The organism is Hyphomicrobium facile (genome assembly GCF_900116175.1).
Taxonomy (GTDB): Bacteria; Pseudomonadota; Alphaproteobacteria; order Rhizobiales; family Hyphomicrobiaceae; genus Hyphomicrobium_B; species Hyphomicrobium_B facile.
In genome coordinates this window covers 636798-654229 of the sequence record NZ_FPCH01000001.1, presented here as the reverse complement: position 1 = coordinate 654229, position 17432 = coordinate 636798, and the positions used below count along the sequence as shown (strand labels likewise).

Sequence of the window (17432 nt, the reverse complement as noted above, 5' to 3'; positions counted from 1 at the left end):
TATTTTTTCGTCCGCAGCCGACGGCTTTGCCGGCACCGCGCGGCGACTGGAGCGCGCGCGGATGACGACGAGTTCGTGTTGAGGCGCTGCGGATGCCAATGCGTTACTACCTTATGGAGCTAGACCTGCGGGCAGAGTTTTCATTCGTCGCGACATGAGCGATTTATCCGATCTGGGCCGAGGAGACGGCTGCATCCAGACGTGCTGGTTTCGTCGGCTTGAAGTGGGGCATGATTTCCGTCGCGAAGCGTTCCATCATTTCGAGCATGTCCGCCTGCGGCAGACCGAACCCCGAACTCATGATGACTTCGTCAATGCCTGCTTCGGCGTACCTCGACAAGCTTTCAAGCATTCGCGATTTCGTACAGATCAGGAGATTGTCCATCATCTCCTCGAACTGCTGCTTGCGAGGCAATGCTTCGACCATGCCGTCGCGGAGGACACCCGGCCCGGTGAAGACGTTGTCGAAGCGCTTGTAATAATCGTAGACGGAGTGTCCGATGTGACGGGCTTCAGCGTCGTCGCGAGCCAGATAAATGACTCTCTGCAGCGACAGCTTCGGCGAACGCACACACGCCGGCGCCTCGCTCCTGCCCTTCCTGAAGGCATTGACCTGCTCGAGAAGCACTTCGAACGACGAGTTGAGCGGCGTCGTCTGAACGTCATACCCGCGCTTGGCGTAATTATAAATCGCATCGGGCGTTATCGTAGCGATCATGATTGGGACCGGCCGCTCCGGGCGCGGCATCACCGTTATCCCGTCGAACTTGTAATAGTCGCCGTCCCAAGAGACGTTTTCGCGCGTCAGCAGCGCCTCGAGGACCGATAGCGATTCAGTGAACCTTTGCGGTGTCTCCGCGAGAGGTACACCGAGGCCGGCCAGCTCCGCCGCGAACGCGCCACGTCCGACGCCCAGGACCAAGCGGTTATCGCAAAGAATGTCGGCCTGGACGACCTCACCGGCGAACACGCGCATATCGCGAATCGGCAGAACCGAGATCGATATGACGACGTCGACGTTTCGCGTCAACGTCGCGATTTTGGTCGCCATCTGGAGTGGCGACGGGATGATCAGAAGGTTGATGAGATGGTGCTCGGGGATCGAAACCGCATCGAAGCCAAGGGCGTCGGCATGAACGGCTTGCTCAATCACTTCCCGGTAAAGACGATCACCGCCGTAGTCTTTTCGGGGAAGGAACGTTGTGAGGAAGTAGTTGAAGCGCATCCACTTATCCAACCCTGCAAGCGATCATGCAGCGAACGTTATGAAGGCTTGAAAGATCGATAAAGCGATTTTATTGATATAAATCATTCGACTTTGTCGAACTGTCGATATCGCAGTGCAACACCCAATCGTGGGCGACGGCTACTGCCTAAGGATCGTGGGAATGCAGATCGAAGCCCTCGAGACGTTCGTGAAGATCGCCGAAGCGGGAAATTTCTTTCGCGCATCGGAAGTGCTTTGCGTCACGCCGTCGACCGTCAGCGCTCGCATCCAAATGCTGGAAGACAGTCTCGGCCAGCGCCTGTTTCGCCGTTCGCGCACAAGCGTAACCTTGACCCAGGCAGGAAGCGTGTTCCTGCCCTATGCCCAGTCGGTCGTGCGCAACTGGCACAAGGCGCGTCGCGAAATAGCTCTGCCGAACGGCTTCAACGGTATTCTGTCGATCGCCGCATCACCCGTTATATGGGGGGATTTGATGTCCTCCTATCTCGCGTCGTTTCAGCGCCACGAGCCGACCGTCGCGATCAACGCAATCGTCGCCGATCCAGCAACGACGGCGGCCAAGCTGAATGCCGGCGAAGTCGACGTCGCGATTTTTCATGAACCGGCGCTGAAAGCAGGCTGGTCGGCTACCAAGCTGTTGACAGATGAACTCGTGCTCGCGGCCACGATACGGCGAGAACTCGTGCGATGGGATCCGAAATACGTGTACATCGATTGGGGGCGCAAATTTAGTGATGAGGTTTTTCGTGCCTATCCCGTCGACGATACGCCGATCGTAACATTCAGCGATGGCGGCGCGGCACTCGAATATATCTTGCGTGTGGGCGGTTCAGCCTACTTGCCTCGCCGTTGGATCAACGCTTTGCCCGGACGGCTCCATCCCGTTCCTCGCGCACCCGTGTTCGACGTCGGCATCTACGCCGTCTTTGACGCAGCGCTGCTCGAAGCCGGCGACCGGCGGACTTTTGTCGACAATTTCATCTCCGCCATCAGCCGCCCTGCGGATGATGAGTTGGAAACAATTCCGTCTTCGGCAGCCAGGGCGCGAGCGAGCTTCGACCAGAAGGCCGGCACGCTCACCTGACGGCGGCGTCCGCCGCCGAAAATTGCAACTACCCGGCGGCGAGTTTCCCTCGACCTGACAATATTTGCGGATGCAGTATCAGCGTACATATTGTCGACATATGAAATGCCCAAAGCATTTGCTCCAGCGCGTCACGACTTTGCACTGATGAACGATAAAGAGGATCGCCAACCATGAAATTTCTGACCAAGCAAATTCTGATCGCCGTTGCCGCTGCGGCAATCCCGTTCTCGGTGCACGCCGCCGACGCGGATAACAACATCGAGTTGGCGTTTCTGCCGAGCGCAATGGATGTCACCTTGCTCAACGAAGGCGGCAAGTTCGTCACCGTCGACATGAAGAAACTCGCGAAGGGTGACAAGTGCCATCTGGACAAGGATGCGGTCATCATGAAGGTCGGTCCGGGCGCCGCTCCGGCGACGACTCGTGTCCGGTTCGCCGCGCCGAACCTCAGTCACGGCGGTTGCCCGTTCATGACGGAGTTCGAACTTCCGGACGCCGACTACACCGCCGCTCGCGCCGCCTTCACAGCCAAGACGGACGAAGCCTCCAAAAAGATCGACGATCTCAAGAAACAGCTCGGAGACAAGTGGAACGAGCTGACCACCCAGAAAAAAGAGTAGTGCACACGGAGCGAAAGGCCTGCCGGCTATTTGGCCTTTCGCTTCTTTCTCGCCGAGTCGTGCCTGAGAAGAGAAATCAAATAGATTCCTAAAACGAGTGGCACGCCCAGTGCCAAAACCATCTTGATATCCTCAAGCATGGCAGCTACCCCTCCAACGTAACCCCGACCGCTTCTAGCACGTGCACGCGCGAAACGTCGAAGCGTCTCGCGAAACAAAATAATTTGTCCGCTCCCTCGTTTTCTCGGCACCTGATATTCGGCGCCCCCGTCAGCCAACGGATCATACGTTGCAAGCTTTCCCGAAGAAAACGGCCGGGAAGACGTCACCGCCCCGGCCGCGAAACACGCCTTCGGCTGGCACCGATCAGCAGCCCCGTAGCCACATGCATCGATTGAACCAGAAGCCGCCCATGCCCCATTGATTGGTGCACATTTGCTGCACGGAATCGCATCCCCATGCAGGACCGCCCGGAGGAGGAGGAGGAGGTGGACCGACACCCGGCGGCGGAGGCGGCGGACCGCCCTGCGCCTGCTGAATCATTGGCGAGGCCGCAGGCGCCGTCGTGAGCCTAGGCTCTGCGACTGCAACCGTTGCAATCGCGATGCTGCTGAACGCAATAAACCCGAACACAATTTTTCTCATTGCGCGTCTCCATTGCTTAGAAGCACGAAGACCCTAACGGCGCCTCAGAGCGAGTATGGAATTCCCGGATTGGAAGCTGAACATCGGGTTCACGGCCGCCCTCCTTTGATCCGCCGACTGCGTAACCTCTCGCACTGAGATCCCGAACGCACGCGCCGTTACGGAAGCCGCATTTTTATCGAGTGCGGCCTCGCCAAACGAAACACCATCCGCCAGCAGAAGTTGTCGGCAGCAATCAACAACAAGGGCCGGAAAGGCGAACCCTCCCGGCCCCGGAATTCAATTGTCGATGTCCGCCTATAGGCAGCCATACGCCGCTACGCAGACGTTATACGGCTGGCCACCAGCAGCGGTCGATTGCGCGGCACACATTAGCTCTACGGAATCGCAAACGGTGCCCGCGGCCCATCCAGGACCTGGTTCAGGACCGGGACCACCCGGACGATCGGGCCAACCAAACTTTTGTGCCTGCTGAACCATCGATTGAGCAGCTGGCGCGGTTGGTATTTTTGGCGCGGCGATAACGGCCGTCGCGATAACGCCGCTGCTGATTGCGACAATCCCGAACACGATTTTTTTCATTGCGCCTCTCCTTTTCTTGGAAGCAGGGAGACTCTAATGGCTCTTCAAGAAGAGGATCAAAAACCGGTCCTCGAGCTGAAAATTGGGTTCACCGGCGCTCACCTTTGGGCCGCTGTCCATGACGCGGTGCACGCGATAAATCAACGAAAAACCAATTGCATTTCGATTGCCAAAGAGGCCGTTGAATGATCCGCATCCAAATGCAGCTCGAGCAGATTTACTTCTCGGATGCGAGATCGCAAAAACATCAGACGGCCGGATAAAAAAAATGGCCGGGAGGAAAAGCTCCCGGCCTCGAAATTGAAATTTTCCGGACCGCCGTTAGCAGCCGTGACGCCACATGCAGCGCCGGAATCCGGGGCCGCCCCAACCCCAACGATCGGCACACAGATGGCGAACGCCGTAGCAGCCGCCGTATCCATAGCCCCATCCAGGACCACCATAGAAGCGCGGGCCACCATGCCAACGGTGCCAGCGATAATAGTCGGCTTTCTGAACCATGGATTGAGCGGCCGGCGCCCTCGTCGAGAAAGCTGGCTCCGCCAACGCCGACGTCGCGATCAAGGTGCTGCTTATTGCAATAAATCCGAACACGACTTTTCTCATTGGGTGTCTCCATTGCTTAGAAACAAGGAGACCTCTAACGGGAAAATTCGCAGAATGTGTGCGCTTACGAGAATGTATTTAAGCTGAACATCCGTTCACGGACACGCCGCAATTTCACGACGCCGGAGACGTCGAGAAGCGCTAAATGGGAAGCTGACTTTTGGCGCACACATACCGCATCAAGGCTGCGCTTGCGGTGCAGTAGGATGAACCGCATCTGAGTGAGCCGCGGGCGCCGAAGCCGGAGCATTGATCGCCGCGGGCGCGACCCTCGGATTCATCTGGCCATAATAATAACTTCCGGCCGCCAAGGCGAACGCCACCAACAGCAGCGCGACAAGAACGTTCAACGTGTTGTCGGTTTTGCGAACGACTTCATCCAGGCCCCGGCCTTCGCTCCACAAAGCCATGATCCGATCTCCTCGGTTAATGCCTGCTACGCGCCGGTCCGTCGAGCGCAACCGACGTAGCCGGGATTGCCGAAACAATGCCCGCGTCATCGGTAAGGATGCGGCCGTACATCAACACCGAGAAAAGCACGACGCCCAGAACGAACAAGGCAAGGACGCCGACGAGGATCACCCGTCGTGCTTCGCGCCGCGCGATCGCTTCGTCTGCGACATCTATAAAATCGCGGTTTTGCTCTAACGCCATGGCGTTATCCTCCAAACGTTCCTCAGGAGGATAACGGCGCTGATTGAACGAGGTTCCTCGGCAGCGCCCCACATAATCCGTACAAAGAAAAAGAGAGCGGACATTTAAGCCGCTCTCTTCTTTGAGCTTATCGCTCATGGACAGAACCATTTGGGGACGGCGCGGTTCTGTCAGCTGCCGATCAAACCTCGGGGTAGAGATTGCCATGTAGATTCATGGGCAACAACTACTCAGCACATACGCTGCTGTCGGCATCCGCTAAGCAATCTGATTTGGGTACGGATGGTCAAGCCCAACCTGCGCGATACCTTCGTGCTGCGCTGCTGCGGCCACAGCAGATGCAGCCGGACGGCCACTCAGCGGGCGAAAACGCGCATGCGGGAACCACCGGTCATCGAAGGCGTTTTTGACCCCGGAGCGAGGCTCAAGCCCCGCTTGTTAGGGTGCCGGCTCGGTGCGAGCCGAGCCGGCATTCCGTTGGCTTAGGAACGACATGCAGAATACCTGTTACAGCTCAGACGAGTTGAAAAAGCTCGCGCACATCATCAATGAAATTCTCACCGAGGCACGGAGCCACCGCCCTGAACTTTCGACTGATGACGTCGTTCAGCGTCTCTGCGCCATTGCCGATCAAGGCGAGCGCGATATATCGAAATTCCGCGCCGCTGTAATGAACCAAGCAGCCTGAGAAACCGCGTCAGGATCCTCGCAGGCGCGGCGGTACGTTGGGACCGCCCGCCAAGGCCTTGATCGCCGGTGTTCCGCGGTGGTGCTGCGGCTTTAGCGAGCACGAACAGGTCCGAGGAACCCTCGTGGCCCTCACGCGTTGCCTAGCGAACGTACGCCGGAACGTGCGCCAGAACGTGCGAGTAGGAGCAGGCGATGACTTATGAAAGCATTGCGGTAAGCAATAATGAGCCGGCGGAGCTTTTCGATGCGCGCTCCCGCATCGCGCGCCTCGAAGCCAAACTCGAGCAGGCCGACTATCTTATTGCCGAAGCGCTCGAGTCTGCGGTTGATTACGAAGATATGATCCGCAAATTGCAGATGGCCCAGCAAACGCTCAAAGAGGCATTGAGCCAGCAAAGTGACCTGATGCGGGCGTAAAAACCTGCAACGATCCGGTGTTGACGATGCGATATTGGTACGGCAGCTCGGCGCAGTAGCGAACACCGGCCTTGTCGGCATCCTCCCACGACTCGAAGGCGCCATCGAGCAATCCAGTCCCTCCGCCGAAGCATCCCTCATCGTCACCGCTGCATGACTGACACCACACGACAACGCGAAATTTGTCCATTACGTCACCCCGTATAATGCTGCGCGCGAGCATGTTGAACGCCAAGCCGCGCCTGCTTCTCTTCTGATTTTGCTTCTGAATTTTGGATGAACGTCGCCGTGAGATTGGTTACGCGCCGATCACGAAACTCGATCGCAAGCGCTAATCGGACGAACATGCTCAGTGCGTGAATAAGTGCCGCACGTTCTCAGGCAATTCGGTCGCACCAACTTGAATGTAGGCAACGGGAGCTTTATGTCGCCGAGTTCGTTACGAGGCAGCAATTACCTTCGAGTTTCAGTATGCCAAAGCATGCAGGAAAAATCCGGTTCGACGAGGTCAAGCATCCAGCCTCCGACGGATACTATGTTTTCATCGCTCTGCTTTGCGTCGTAGCAGCAACAACGCTCGCACTCCTCATCAGCCTCGGCATTGAAATGCTCGGTTGAAGCGTTGTCGAAGTGAGCATTGTTGCGCGAAAGTTTTATCCCAGCACCTGCGACTGTTGCCAAATGCGGGACGATTGCATCCCCGCATGATTTCGCTAATTTTGGGTGGCCGCTAGGCTATTGCGGTGAAATCTCTCTACGCAGCTCGCTGGTTAAAACAGAATGGCCCGTGTATCGAAAAGAAATAAGATTCTGGCGGGGATCGCTGGCCGCATCGTAGCCGGATTGATCAACGCAGTTAAAAAGACATCGCGACCCGTCTACCAGCCCTCCACTTTTTTCGACGATCTGCGCGCCGAAGTGCCCTTCATCATGGCGATGTGGCACGGGCAATTCATGATGCTTGCCGATCTCAACACGCGCGAATACGCCGTAGCAGCTATGGTCTCGCGTCACGGCGACGGTGAGATCGTGGCGCATTTCTTGAGCAAATTCGGCATCTCGGCAATTCGTGGCGCTGGTGCCGGTCACCGAAAGAGGGATCGCGGCGGCGCATACGCGCTGCGAGCGGCAGTGCGGGCGCTCGAAGAGGGGTCCATCGTCGCGATGACGGCTGACGTCCCACCGTCCCGGCCGCGCCATGCGGGTAATGGCATCGTGACATTGGCCCGCCTCTCCGGCCGCCCCATCATTCCCGTTGCCGCCGCGACCTCGAGATTTATCGTGCTGAATTCCTGGAGCCGGATGACGATCAATCTTCCATTCTCCAAACTCGCCCTCGTCGCCGGCGATCCGATTTTCGTCGCACCGGACGCCGATGAAAACGAAATCGAACGCAAACGGCGCGAGGTCGAGAAGTCTCTGAACGCGGTGACGAGCAGAGCGTATGAAATTGCTCAGGCGGCCGAGCCGAGGGTAGATGTGGAGCCGTCTGGCAGGACGTCGAGTCGTAACGGCTGAAGCAGCACCGCGAAGTCACTCGGCGGCCACGCTTCGGCCCATGTCCTCTTCGCGCCGGCGCAACCTTTCCTCTTCGGCTGCCATGTAGTTGCGGACACGCGGAACGGCATCGATCGTCTTCGCAAGCTGTATCTGAAAGACCACAAGGCCCCCGTATCGGAAACCGGCTTCCGCCGCCGCCAGGTAGTATTCCCACATCCTGCAGAAACGTTCGTCGAGCACGGCGGCAGCTTCTGCACGCCGCGCCATGAACCGGCTTCGCCAGGCGGCGAGCGTATCGGCGTAGTGAAGCCGGAGGATCTCGATATCGGTGACGATGAGACCCGATCTTTCGATGGACGGAAGAACCTCGGCAAGTGACGGGAGGTAGCTGCCGGGAAAGATATACTTTGCGAACCAAGGATTGACCGCGCTTCGGCCGTCGATACGCCCGATCGTATGCAGCAAAGCAACGCCGTTATCGTTGAGGCTCCGCTGAACGATGTCGAAGTAAGTGTCGTAGTCCTTCGGACCGACGTGCTCGAACATTCCAACGGAGACGATCCGGTCGAATGACTCGTGAAGCTCCCGGTAGTCTTCCAACCGGAAGTGAACCCGGGAGCTGAGACCTCGCTCCCTGCCCCGCCGTTCCGCGACCTTCAGCTGCTCGGGCGATAGCGTCAAACCGGTGACGTCCGCGCCGTCGATATCGGCGAGATAAAGCGCCAATCCACCCCACCCGCTGCCGATATCGAGAATCTTGGCGCCTCCAGGCGGAATAAGAAGCTTTGCTGCTATGTGCCGCTTCTTGGCGAGTTGGGCGGCATCCAAGCTCTGCCCCGGAGCATCGAAATAAGCACACGAATATTGCCGGTCGGCGTCGAGAAACAATTCATAGATTCGATCGTCGATGTCGTAATGGTGATGGACGTTGTCACGCGCCAGTCGTTCGGAGTTCCGCCGCGTCCACCGCCCGACAGTTGTGCGCAAGACGTTGCGAAGGCGTCCGAACTGCGGTGGCGTCAGGCTGTGAAGGTTGCGCCCCAAGAGGTCGAGCAAATCGTAAATGGTGCCGCCCGAGACTTCCAATCGGCCATCGGTGAAAAGCTCGCCGAGCGCCATCTCTGGATGAAAGAAAAGTTTGAAAGCCGCTTTTGAATCCGTCAAGCGCACTTTGAGAGGCAGGCCCGTGCCGTCACCGGCCGAGACGCGATCACCTCTGGGAAATTCCAGCGTCAATGAGCCCTCACGGACGCATTGGCGTACAAGCGATTGCAACGCACGTTTCATCGGCCGGGCCGCTTAGTTTGCGCACAAACGACAAAGACAACGACCGGAAAGGCCTTTTGGTTCCTGGCCAAAGGCTCCCCGGCGGTCGGAACTTAGGCGACTAACTTCGGTTTTTCACCTGCATTGGATCAACGCGGTAAAATCAGTCTAAAGGACTATAGTTTGCCCCAGCGCGAAAAAAAATCCAAGCAGTCGCAAACGGATCGCCGGAAAGCAGAGCGCAAGAGCGGCGGACAGAGCCGCCCAAAACACCTCTGGTCCGCGGAGGTCACCGAGCACAGCGACGCGCTCGATCTCGAAAACCATGTGTTCGCGCGTAAACCGGCGGAAATCGCGCAATCACTGAAGCGTTCGGCCGAACGCAGCCACCGTCGAAAAACGACGCCATTTCAATCGGCGATGTCGATGCTCAACTTTTATATTAATCGTGCAGGCAAGAACCTGACCGCCAAACGCCGGCAGACATTGGATCGTGCCAAAGACGAATTGCGTAAGGCATTTGGCCGGACGAAATAATCAGACGAAATAATGATTTTCGCTTGGGCGTCAAACGCGCCTGCTGGGAGGTCGAACCCGGCTGACCCCGTGCGTGGTCTTCTCCCAATAGAAGGGCCGAAGCATCAAATCGAGAACCGCGCGATAAGCGGCAAATGAAATCGCGAGCCAATAGACCGGCAGAAAGAAAACCGAGAAGAGGCGTCGCAACGTGCCCGACCCTGCGGACGTAATAGCGATGAGCGAAGCCGCGGAAAGATAACCCGTCGCGAGGTTGGCTCCGCACAGCCAAAGCAAAAGCTCACTCTCGGGCAGAACCCCCATTCCCATCACGCTGTATATCGCGGCCAGAACATAGAACCATGGATGGCAGAGCATCGAGACGAGCATGGCGCAGATCGTCACCTGAAAGCCGGCAAACTTCCACGGACCGAGATCGCGCCAAAGCCGAGAGGGGCGGCGCATATGAACGAGATACGTCTGCATCCAGCCCTTGATCCAGCGCGTACGCTGACCGAGCCACGTGCGCCACGTCGTCGGGGCCTCTTCCATCGTCTCCGAGTCGACGAGAGACACTTCGTACCCGAGGCGAGCCAGTCGAATTCCGAGATCGGCATCCTCGGTGACGTTGAATGGATCCCATCCGCCGCATTTGAGAAGAACGTCGCGCCGGAAATGATTTGAAGTTCCGCCGAGAGGAATGGGCCACCGGAGATAGTCCAACGCCGGAAGCAAGCCCCTGAAGAGCGCCGCGTACTCGAGCGCGAACTGCCGGCTGAAAAAGGAGTCGTCCATGTTCGAGACCGACAGCCGCGCTTGCACGCACGCAAGACGCGGCCCGCCTTCGATGAAGGCATGAGCCGCGCGGCGAAGCTGGTCAGCGTCCGGAACGTCCTCGGCATCGAAGACCACCACGAGCGCGCCGCGCGCATCCTGCAACGCGTAGTTCAGCGCCCGCGGCTTCGTTTTGGGCTGCCCCTGCGGAACCGTTACCATTCTCATGTTCGGATAAAGTCCGGCGTTCGCGATCGCTCGCCGCGTCGCCTGATCGTCCGCCTCGGTGATGAAAAGTATTTCGAGGAGCTCGCTCGGATAATCGAGACGCGCAAGCGCATCGAGCAAGCCCGGCACCACGGCAACTTCCCGGTAGAGAGGGATGAGCACGGAGAACGTCGGCAACCGGCTGTCGAACCGCCGGTCGAAAGACCGCCGCTCCGGCCGTCCCTTCGGGTTCCTCCACGCCTGCCAAAACGCGACCAGCCGAACCGCGGAGATCATGAAGAACGGCAACGTGATGGTCAGCGACCAGAGAACGAGGCCGAAATCGTTGATCAGGATCAGCCCGGCCGTCAGCGCCGCCAGCGCCGAGAAGAGGAAGGCGCGCTGCCATAGAAGAAGCGGAGAAGCCGCGGAAAAGTCCGGCGCCCGCCGCCGCAAATCGTTGACCGCGCGGTCAAGTTGCCCAATATCGCGTTGAAACTGCGATTGCGACGAACCGAGCCCGCGGACAACAGCGCGCGACGTCCGTACGGCACGCGCAGTCGGTGTTTTTGACCGAGCCCCAAACATTCAGCCCCTGGTTGGCCCCCACGGCGACCGCCCTCGCCCAGCCAGTGACAAAGTATATGCTCAAGGTGTGCAAATTTGAAAGCTGGAAGACGCGCGGATTTGCGATCTGTCCGCGAGGGGAGCAATAAGAGCGGATGAAGATGCACAGACGAGTCCAGAACGCCCTCCTCGCCTTCACCGCCTTCGTGACATTGGCGCTCGGCAGTGCCGTCTCCGCCTTCTCCGAAAATGCGGGGCCGATACGGGTTGCAGCAGCGGCCACGGAAACAGCCACAGACACCGCCCCCACGCGCCGGGTCGTCATCCGGTTTCTGACCGACAGCGATTTCCCGCCCTTCAACTTCTATGATGAGGACGGAGTGCTGGTCGGCTTCAACGTCGATCTCGCACGCGCCATTTGCCTGGAGCTCGGTACGTCCTGCGATATCAAGGCCCGTCCTTGGGAAGTTCTCTTCGCAGGCCTGAAGAAGGGCGAAGCCGACGCCGTCATCGCCGCTCACAAGGTGACGGGCGCAGCGCTCAAAGACGTCGACTTCACGGATCGCTACTTCCACACCCCCGGACGGTTCGCCGGACGCAAGGAGCAGCCCCAAGTCGAGATGACACCGAGCGGCCTCGACGGAAAGCGCATCGCCGTTGCGCGCGGCACCGCACACGAAGCCTTCCTCAAGGCCTTCTTCCGCGATAGCCCGCTCGCGATCTACGAAAACGCCGACTTGGCCCGCGAGGCGTTGGCCGCCGGCAAAGCCGACTTCATCTTCGACGATGGAATATCCCTCGCCTTTTGGCTGAACGGAACGTTATCGCGTCAGTGTTGCGAAATGCGGGGTGGCCCCTTCTTGGAACCGAAGTTCTTCGGCGACGGCATCGCAATTGCCGTTCCGAAAACCGATCCTGGCATTAGGCTCCTGCTGAACAAAGCTCTGGAGCGAGTAAGGGCATCAGGGCGGTTTGAAGAACTCGTTCAACGCTACTTTCCCGTCAGAATTTATTGAGATTAATTATCGTCGAAGCTGGGCGTTACGCAAAAGCAAGCCTAATACTTTTGCATTCTCCCAGCGGACGGGTCTCAAAACCGCGAACCTTTGTCGAGCATGATTAAAACCATCGCCCGGGCCGTTGTTCTTGCGTTCCTGTCGGTCGCGCTTCTCGCGCCGATTGAAGGCGGCGGAGAAGCTCAAGCCGGATATTCCAAATCGGGAGCGCGTAAATATTCCGCGAGATCGGCGCGCGCAAAATATAAGGCGGCCCGCCTCTATCGAAACCGCTTGGCCCGGCGTGCGGCTGTTGCCGCCAAAGCGAAAGCCGCGGCGGCAAGAGCAGCTCAGGCAGCAACCAGGCGACCGCAGAAGCTCCTGACGAGAGCCGAGATCTTAGCGTCCGATCCTGCGCTCCTCGAACGGCTCGGCAGTCGCCTCGTCGTGGGTTTCGCGAGCTTCTCCGAGGTCAAACCCCTCGTCGAGAAAAAGGCCATCGCCGGCATCTTCATCACCGATCACAACGTGCGCGGCCGCAAGGCCGCCGATGTGGCCAAAGACATTCAAGACCTGCAGGACATTCGCAGAGCACAGGGTATGCCGCGTCTCATCGTGGCGGCCGACCAGGAAGGCGGTTACGTTTCACGGCTGTCGCCGCCGCTGAAATGGCAGCCCACGCTCGGAATGATCATCGCCAAACTCAAGACCGATAGCGAACGCGAAAAGGCCGTTCGCGAATATGCGGAAACGCAAGCTCGCGAACTCGACCGCCTCGGCATAACGATGAATTTCGGCCCCGTTGTCGATCTGCGGCTCGGCCAGTCTTCCCGTGACGATGGTGAAACACGCATCTTCTGGCGTGCCATCGACAGCGACCCCTACCTCGTCGCCAAGGTCGCAGGCTGGTACTGCGATACACTGACGAAATTCAACATCATCTGTACGCTCAAGCATTTCCCCGGCCTCGGCCGGGTGGCACGCGACACGCACGTTGCGTCAGGCGAACTCACCGCGAAGGAAAGCCAGCTTGAGCTGAGTGACTGGCTGCCGTTCCGCCGCGTCATGACCCAGCCCGGCATCGCGACCATGGTCGGCCATGTACGCGTCGACGCCATCGACAAGGAGACGCCCGCGTCCTTCTCCGATGCCATGATCAACACGGTGATGAGACCGCGCTTCGAAAACGACGGACTGCTGATCACCGACGATTTCAGCATGGGCGCGGTGACGGGTTCGAAAGACGGAGTTGGCGGCGCCGCGGTCAAAGCCGTCAACGCCGGGGTCGACTTGATCCTCCTCTGCGCGCTCGATGCGCACTTCGACATCCTCATGTCGGCATTGATCGAGGCCGACACCAAGGGCGAGATGGCTCACGCGCGCGAAGCGGAATTTCAAGAACGGCTGAAGCGATACGTCTTCGTCGATGACCGCGAAATTCCACCCTCGACGCCGGTTCAGGCTGAACAGCTCAGCCCCTCGATCTCGCCGTGATGCAGCGCCTGCCGTATGCAATCCGCTTGAGCTGAGCTACAGCGGCGGCGACGTATTGCTTGCCGCTCTGCCGATCGGATTGGCCGCGGTTCGCGGATCTGCAGCGAGGAAATGGCGCACGATCCACCAACGGCCGCCACGCAGGGCGTACTCCATCGAATAAATTCCGCCGAGCAACGTGCGGGTTCCCTTGCGCTCGCCGCTAAGCCGGTAGACGACCGGACCGCTGACCGTCGCGACACCACAGTCAGACGTCAGCGACGACGGCTTGATTGAAATCATCGGATGCTTGGCGAGCAGATCCTTGTAGTACGAGCGGATCGCCTCGGCACCGTTCTGAAGATTGCCCTTGCTCGTGGTCAGTGCCGCATCTTCCGCATAAAGCGCCGAGAGCCGCGCCGGATCGCCGCTCGCGAATTCCACCCTCCACCTATTGAGGAGCTGGACGATCTCAACATCCGAGAGCTTCGCGCACGCCGCATCCGCCTGCACAGGTGCCGCATGGATGCACATGGCACCCGCGATCGAAACGAAAGCCAGCGATTTGAGCGAGCGCCTGAAAATTAAGGATCCGTTCATGCCTTACTCCACCGAGCGGCTCAAACTTTTCACGATTCCCTGCCAAAAGGCGAACGTCGCGCGGCCAAACGCCCGCTCTCTTCATCGCCTGCGGCCGGCTCCCCGCAAGGGGACCAGCACGCGACGAAACAAGACACCTACACGCGACAAACAAACACCTGTCGAACGACCGCGCAGAGCCGATTGCCAAGCATCGTTGTGTTTGCTACAAGGCCCCCAGAAATGAAGCGCGGGCCCCGGCGGCAAAACCACCGGCGTCGGTGTTTTTGTGCATCCCGACAATCAGGATTCATTAGAGGATACAACCGCTTGCAGGTTCTCGTTCGCGACAATAACGTTGACCAGGCTCTCAAGGCGCTAAAGAAAAAGTTGCAGCGCGAGGGCGTCTTCCGCGAGATGAAACTTCGCGGCCATTTTGAAAAGCCCTCTGAAAAAAGAGCACGTGAGAAGGCCGAGGCGATCCGCCGGGCCCGTAAACTCGCTCGTAAGAAGCTTCAGCGCGAAGGCCTTCTTCCCAGCAAGCCGGCCGTGGCCCGTGGCGGTCCCGGTGGCAAAGGCGGCCCGGCAGGCGGTCGTGGCGGCGCAGGCGGTGGTGCCGGCGGTGGCTTCGGCGGCAGCAGCGGTGGCGGCTTTGGCGGCGGCGGTTTCCGCAGCGGCGGCGGCACGGGTGGCACTGGCGGAAGCGGCTTCTAAGCTTCGGCAAAGCTATTCAGATATTCAAGGGCTCGCGATTTTCGCGGGCCTTTTCGTTTTTCCAGCGCGCCAGTTTTCCAGCGCGTCAGTTCTATTTCGGCCGCGCGGCACGCAGCCGGCTGATCCAGTGATCGATAATGCCGAACGACGGCCCGTCATGGATGACGTGTCCGCCCCCCGGTATCGTCCTGATCTCCTTGGGTTCGTTGGCAGCCTGGAATAGCCGCTTCCCCATTTCCACCGGCACGACATCATCGGCTTCGCCATGCAGGATGAAAAGCGGCACGTGAACGTCGCGGATGTAGCCAATCGAGTCGTAGCGATCCTTCAGCAGCCAGCCGACCGGCAGCCACGGGTAATACATCGCAGCAAGTTCCACGATCGACGTATAGGGGCTGTCCAAAATCACGCCCGCCACTTTGTTCTCGCGCGCGACCTGAAGAGCGACGCCGCTGCCGAGCGATTCTCCATAAAGAATGATGTCGTCCGGGCTGACGCCCTCTTTGACCAGCGTGTCGTAGGCAAGCTTCGCATCGGCGACGTTCGCAGCCTCCGAGGGCGAGCCCGTGGACCCGCTGTAGCCCCGGTACGCCATCATGAACATCCCGCGTCCGCGCTCGAGATACCGGCGAATGGTTTCGCGCCTCAGCTCCAGCGCGCCGCCGTTGCCGGGGAAATAGAGAATGGTCGGCTGCCCGGGTTTCGCCTTGCCATACCAGGCGACGATCTTTTCGCCGTCCGGAGTCGATAGTATCCGCTCCGATACATGCGGCAGGCTCGCAGCCGCCGGCGTCGTTCGCGACGGATCGGGGAAATAGATGAACTGGCGCTGCGCGATGTACATGACTCCCACAGCTGCCGCGTAAATAGCCGCGCCAATCGCGACGACGACTTTGAGTATCAGAAGCATACCGAGCTTGTGCTAGCGACCGCGCCGGACAAGATAACCAATCCTGTTGCCCTCCCGCTCTCGAATTCTTTCGAGCGCCGCCATCACGTCAAGACCATGCAACGGCACACCGGTATCGGCGACCGCATCCTGGTTGAGCTTCATCAGTTCGTGATAGATGGGCTCGGCCGTCTTGTGCAGCATCGCGACGACGGCCACTGTTTTCCTCGGCATATTGATCGGAACGCGCGGAAATACCGAGGAAAGAACATCCTTTGCGCCCTCCGAAAAATGCGAGGCGAACCGCCCGAGCACCGAGACGAGCTTGATCGCAGCCGTCTCATCGAACCGGTAGTTGAAGCGCTCCATCCATTCGAACAGCTTGTCCATCGTGAAATCTTGAAGCCGGATGCCCGCGGTCTCCCGGTAGTCCTGCCATTCCGCGACGAGATCGAAACCCGATTCCATATCGATGTCGGCCGGTGCGAACGTCAGATCCGTCGCAACGCCGACGCGGTCGAGAAAGTCCCTGTTTTTCCGCGCGATCTTCGTCGGATAGGTCGGCAGTTTGAACATCCCGAAGCTGCCCTGCTCATAGGCAAGCCTGACGAGCTTCGAGCAGAACAGGTTGCGCGTGTCGTCGGTCCGCATCGAAAAATCGTAGAGGATGCGCTTGCCGCCCTTCGCGCGTGACGCGGCGACATAATCGAAGATGCATTTGGCGGCCCGGGCAGCAAGGTCCGCATCGCGATTGCGATAAAGCACCGCCCGGACGATGTTGTGATCGAGCGCTTTGGCCAGTGGATTGATGACCGCGCCGTCTTCTATCAGGCTTTCGACCATCCAGTGATCGCCGGCCGGATCGATGTACACGATGCCGATGTGGCTGAACTGGCTGTCGACATCGCCGATCCGCGCGATAGCGGCACTGTTGTGAGCCGTGCCGCGAACCAGAATGACGTCGCCCGACCGGAAATGCTGGGCGGTGCCGCTCCGGTAGAACGGATAATTCACGAGCGTGTTGTTGTCCGCGCCGGTGAACCCCCGCAGCAGATAACCGCCCTCGCCCACGCGCGGATGCCCCGTGGTGATCTCGCCGAGCATGTCGGAGACGTAGCGGAGCACGCGAAACACGTCGCGAAAGCCCTGCGTCACGTCAGGCGTCATCAGCCCAAGCATTTCGTAGTGCTGGAGATGATTGCGCAGGCCTACCCGGAGATCGAATAGCCGGTACATCAGGCTCTGCGCGTGCTTCGCGATCTCCGCGACCTCGTAATCGTCAAAACGTGCTTTGGCCGCGCGCTCGTAAATAAACTGGAGATTGCGCGCCAAGAGGTCCGCACTCGTGACCGGCGTCGCCGCAAGGATTTCGATGTGCTCGATATCTTTTTCGAAAGACGCCGACGCCACGGGAGCCAACACG

At 59.1% G+C, this 17432-nt stretch carries 20 protein-coding genes; 11 read left to right on the top strand and 9 right to left on the bottom strand.

From position 1 onward, the window contains the following. Positions 1 to 163: 163 nt before the first annotated feature. Positions 164 to 1225: an LLM class flavin-dependent oxidoreductase gene (locus BM399_RS03120; protein WP_092864091.1), complete on the bottom strand. Its 1062-nt coding sequence runs from the start codon at positions 1223 to 1225 to the stop codon at positions 164 to 166. A 163-nt stretch (positions 1226 to 1388) separates the two neighbouring features. Here BM399_RS03120 and BM399_RS03115 point away from each other — a divergent pair, with 163 nt between their 5' ends. The 3 genes from BM399_RS03115 to BM399_RS20845 all read left to right on the top strand — a co-directional run bounded on the left by BM399_RS03115 (position 1389) and on the right by BM399_RS20845 (position 4351). Then, entirely contained in the window at positions 1389 to 2312 is a 924-nt protein-coding gene (locus BM399_RS03115) for a LysR family transcriptional regulator (RefSeq protein WP_092864088.1), read from the top strand. Positions 2313 to 2485: 173 nt separating this feature from the next. Then, positions 2486 to 2935 (top strand): hypothetical protein, encoded by a 450-nt coding sequence (locus BM399_RS03110; RefSeq protein WP_092864085.1) that lies wholly within the window; start codon positions 2486 to 2488, stop codon positions 2933 to 2935. A 1128-nt stretch (positions 2936 to 4063) separates the two neighbouring features. Further along, entirely contained in the window at positions 4064 to 4351 is a 288-nt protein-coding gene (locus BM399_RS20845; RefSeq protein ID WP_143111312.1) for a hypothetical protein, read from the top strand. A gap of 132 nt (positions 4352 to 4483) precedes the next feature. Here the strand turns inward: BM399_RS20845 and BM399_RS21050 are convergent, their stop codons facing one another. The 3 genes from BM399_RS21050 to BM399_RS03095 form a co-directional block, all read right to left on the bottom strand. Next, positions 4484 to 4768 (bottom strand): hypothetical protein, encoded by a 285-nt coding sequence (locus BM399_RS21050; protein WP_177228027.1) that lies wholly within the window; start codon positions 4766 to 4768, stop codon positions 4484 to 4486. Positions 4769 to 4947: 179 nt separating this feature from the next. Continuing rightward, positions 4948 to 5178 (bottom strand): hypothetical protein, encoded by a 231-nt coding sequence (locus tag BM399_RS03100; protein WP_092864083.1) that lies wholly within the window; start codon positions 5176 to 5178, stop codon positions 4948 to 4950. A gap of 16 nt (positions 5179 to 5194) precedes the next feature. Next, positions 5195 to 5560, bottom strand: coding sequence for a hypothetical protein (locus tag BM399_RS03095; RefSeq protein ID WP_143111311.1), 366 nt, complete (start codon positions 5558 to 5560; stop codon positions 5195 to 5197). Between the two features lie 355 nt (positions 5561 to 5915). On the opposite strand from BM399_RS03095, the gene BM399_RS03090 reads away from it, so the two are divergent. The 4 genes from BM399_RS03090 (at position 5916) to BM399_RS03075 (ending at position 8047) form a co-directional block, all read left to right on the top strand. After that, a complete protein-coding gene (locus BM399_RS03090) occupies positions 5916 to 6110 on the top strand; it encodes a hypothetical protein (RefSeq protein ID WP_092864077.1) in 195 nt (64 codons plus the stop codon). A gap of 194 nt (positions 6111 to 6304) precedes the next feature. Beyond that, complete coding sequence (locus BM399_RS20840; RefSeq protein ID WP_143111310.1) at positions 6305 to 6529, top strand: hypothetical protein; 225 nt, start codon at positions 6305 to 6307, stop codon at positions 6527 to 6529. Between the two features lie 471 nt (positions 6530 to 7000). Then, the gene (locus BM399_RS21045) at positions 7001 to 7147 is read left to right on the top strand and encodes a hypothetical protein (RefSeq protein ID WP_177228026.1); all 147 of its coding nucleotides are present in this window, start codon (positions 7001 to 7003) and stop codon (positions 7145 to 7147) included. Positions 7148 to 7309: 162 nt separating this feature from the next. Next, positions 7310 to 8047, top strand: coding sequence for a lysophospholipid acyltransferase family protein (locus tag BM399_RS03075; RefSeq protein WP_092864067.1), 738 nt, complete (start codon positions 7310 to 7312; stop codon positions 8045 to 8047). A 15-nt stretch (positions 8048 to 8062) separates the two neighbouring features. Here BM399_RS03075 and BM399_RS03070 read toward each other — a convergent pair whose 3' ends face one another. Then, complete coding sequence (locus BM399_RS03070; RefSeq protein ID WP_425284049.1) at positions 8063 to 9265, bottom strand: class I SAM-dependent methyltransferase; 1203 nt, start codon at positions 9263 to 9265, stop codon at positions 8063 to 8065. A gap of 213 nt (positions 9266 to 9478) precedes the next feature. Here BM399_RS03070 and BM399_RS03065 point away from each other — a divergent pair, with 213 nt between their 5' ends. Beyond that, complete coding sequence (locus BM399_RS03065; protein ID WP_092864061.1) at positions 9479 to 9832, top strand: DUF3175 domain-containing protein; 354 nt, start codon at positions 9479 to 9481, stop codon at positions 9830 to 9832. 30 nt (positions 9833 to 9862) lie between these two features. Here BM399_RS03065 and BM399_RS03060 read toward each other — a convergent pair whose 3' ends face one another. Beyond that, on the bottom strand, positions 9863 to 11380 hold the full coding sequence (locus BM399_RS03060; RefSeq protein WP_092864058.1) for a glycosyltransferase: 1518 nt from the start codon (positions 11378 to 11380) through the stop codon (positions 9863 to 9865). 140 nt (positions 11381 to 11520) lie between these two features. Between BM399_RS03060 and BM399_RS03055 the strand changes: the two genes are divergently transcribed. Next, positions 11521 to 12375 (top strand): ABC transporter substrate-binding protein, encoded by an 855-nt coding sequence (locus tag BM399_RS03055; RefSeq protein WP_244531040.1) that lies wholly within the window; start codon positions 11521 to 11523, stop codon positions 12373 to 12375. 99 nt (positions 12376 to 12474) lie between these two features. Continuing rightward, entirely contained in the window at positions 12475 to 13848 is a 1374-nt protein-coding gene (locus BM399_RS03050) for a glycoside hydrolase family 3 N-terminal domain-containing protein (RefSeq protein WP_092864052.1), read from the top strand. Positions 13849 to 13884: 36 nt separating this feature from the next. Here the strand turns inward: BM399_RS03050 and BM399_RS03045 are convergent, their stop codons facing one another. Further along, positions 13885 to 14427 (bottom strand): DUF4440 domain-containing protein, encoded by a 543-nt coding sequence (locus BM399_RS03045; RefSeq protein WP_092864049.1) that lies wholly within the window; start codon positions 14425 to 14427, stop codon positions 13885 to 13887. 309 nt (positions 14428 to 14736) lie between these two features. Here BM399_RS03045 and rpsU point away from each other — a divergent pair, with 309 nt between their 5' ends. Next, on the top strand, positions 14737 to 15120 hold the full coding sequence (gene rpsU, locus BM399_RS03040; RefSeq protein ID WP_092864046.1) for a 30S ribosomal protein S21: 384 nt from the start codon (positions 14737 to 14739) through the stop codon (positions 15118 to 15120). A gap of 91 nt (positions 15121 to 15211) precedes the next feature. Here the strand turns inward: rpsU and BM399_RS03035 are convergent, their stop codons facing one another. Further along, positions 15212 to 16030 carry an alpha/beta hydrolase gene (locus BM399_RS03035; RefSeq protein ID WP_177228025.1) on the bottom strand — a complete coding sequence of 273 codons (819 nt, stop codon included), beginning with the start codon at positions 16028 to 16030 and terminating at the stop codon, positions 15212 to 15214. 12 nt (positions 16031 to 16042) lie between these two features. Further along, a complete protein-coding gene (locus tag BM399_RS03030; protein WP_092864043.1) occupies positions 16043 to 17431 on the bottom strand; it encodes a YiiX/YebB-like N1pC/P60 family cysteine hydrolase in 1389 nt (462 codons plus the stop codon). Position 17432: the final 1 nt, after the last annotated feature.